General features: G+C 49.5%; 1 pseudogene. It reads right to left on the bottom strand.

The window, feature by feature from the left end:
• Nucleotides 1-841, bottom strand: a pseudogene (locus tag WEIDD23_RS14430) (preprotein translocase subunit SecA); the annotation flags it as partial.
• Nucleotides 842-1,650 lie beyond the last annotated feature (809 nt).

The following is a 1,650-nucleotide window of genomic DNA, read 5'->3' as shown; positions in this document are numbered from 1 at the left end:
CGTACAAGTTGTCCAAGTTAAAGTAACGCTCAGCCTTCTTGATACCTTCATCTTGTAGCAAAACCGTCTTTGATTCTTCGTCGACCGTAAAGTCTTCTTCCTTCGTCAAAGACTTAACAAAACGATCTGCTCGAATGTACAATTGCGTACTCTCTTGGGCAGGCGCACCAGAGATAATCAACGGTGTACGCGCCTCGTCAATCAAGATTGAGTCAGTTTCATCGACCAACGCAAAGTTCAATGGACGTTGCACACGGTCTTCCTTACGGGCAACCATGTTGTCACGCAAGTAATCAAACCCAATTTCCGAGTTAGTCGTATATGTAATATCAGCGTTGTAGGCGGCACGCTTCTCATCAGGTGACATTTCTGACCCGTTGATACCAACCGTCAAACCAAGCCACTTGTACAATTCACCCATTTCCTCACCGTCACGAGCAGACAAGTACTCGTTAACCGTGACAACGTGAACACCTTCTTGTGGCAACGCATTCAAATAAACCGCCATCGTGGCCGTCAAAGTCTTACCTTCACCGGTACGCATTTCGGCAATGTTTCCACCGTGCAAAACGGCAGAACCCATGATTTGCACACGGAATGGGTACAAGCCCAATACACGGCGTGCACCTTCGCGGACAACCGCAAAGGCTTCAGGCAAAATATCGTCCAAAGTCTTGCCGTTTTGCAATAGCTCACGGAAGTATGGCGTCTTTGCTTGTAGTTCTTCATCAGAAAGGGCTGCCATTTCATCGGCAAACGTCTCAACTTGATCCGCAGTGCGGTTCAAGCGACGCATTGTTCCCTTATCACTTTCAATTATTTTACGTAATGGATTAGCCATATTTACCTATTCCCTCTTGGTCTTCATCGGCTGATACAGCCAATGGTGCTAATAATTATTTTAACACACTCTAGGCCCTGATTGTGTGCGTTCTTTTTGAATCCTGTCGGGCATGACATTGGTCGTCGCGTTGCGACGAAGCATGCGGGTGGGAGATTGGCTTCGACAAAGATGACAGCTGGGAAACTCCGCCGGCGCGAGCACCGGCTAGCACCCAAATAATTGTGCTAAGGGTCTGGTTCCGATCGCCTTATCTAACCGGCGGTCGGCCGAACTTGTGAGTTCCCCACTGTCATCGCTACGCCAATCCCCCACCCACATGCCAGCAGCCGAGAGCTACTCTAATCATTTGATTACCATCCATCAAAACACAAATGGATGAACTGTTCGCACATTTGACCGATGATATATGGCTAACTCACTTAATTCAAAATATCTCATCTGCTACACCAGCCTTGGGTTGAAATACCATCAACATACCGCACAGTTCACACATTTTTTTGTGTATGACTATCTTAGCTAGATTAGAACATCTCGGCCGCTGGCATGGGGCTGGGGGATTTCGGCGCGATGACCCACGGGACAAAGAAGCCCGACCCGACCGCTGCCCGTCTATGCGCCAAAACCCCAAGTTTCCAGTTTGGTGCATGCGACCGGCAAGGGAGCCACGGGCAGTGCTCGCGGTTGGGCGTGTCCCGTGGGTCATCTTTGTCAGAGAAATCCCCCAGTCCCATGCCTCGACGCAACGCGTCGACCCTGAACGCCGACAAAAAAAGCCCAGCACCGAATTGGTACTGAGCTAATTAGTT

This window comes from Weissella sp. DD23, from assembly GCF_001579105.1.
GTDB classification, from domain to species: Bacteria; Bacillota; Bacilli; order Lactobacillales; family Lactobacillaceae; genus Weissella; species Weissella cibaria.
Note: the sequence above shows the minus strand (reverse complement) of the source record. Positions and strands in the feature narration are given on the sequence as shown.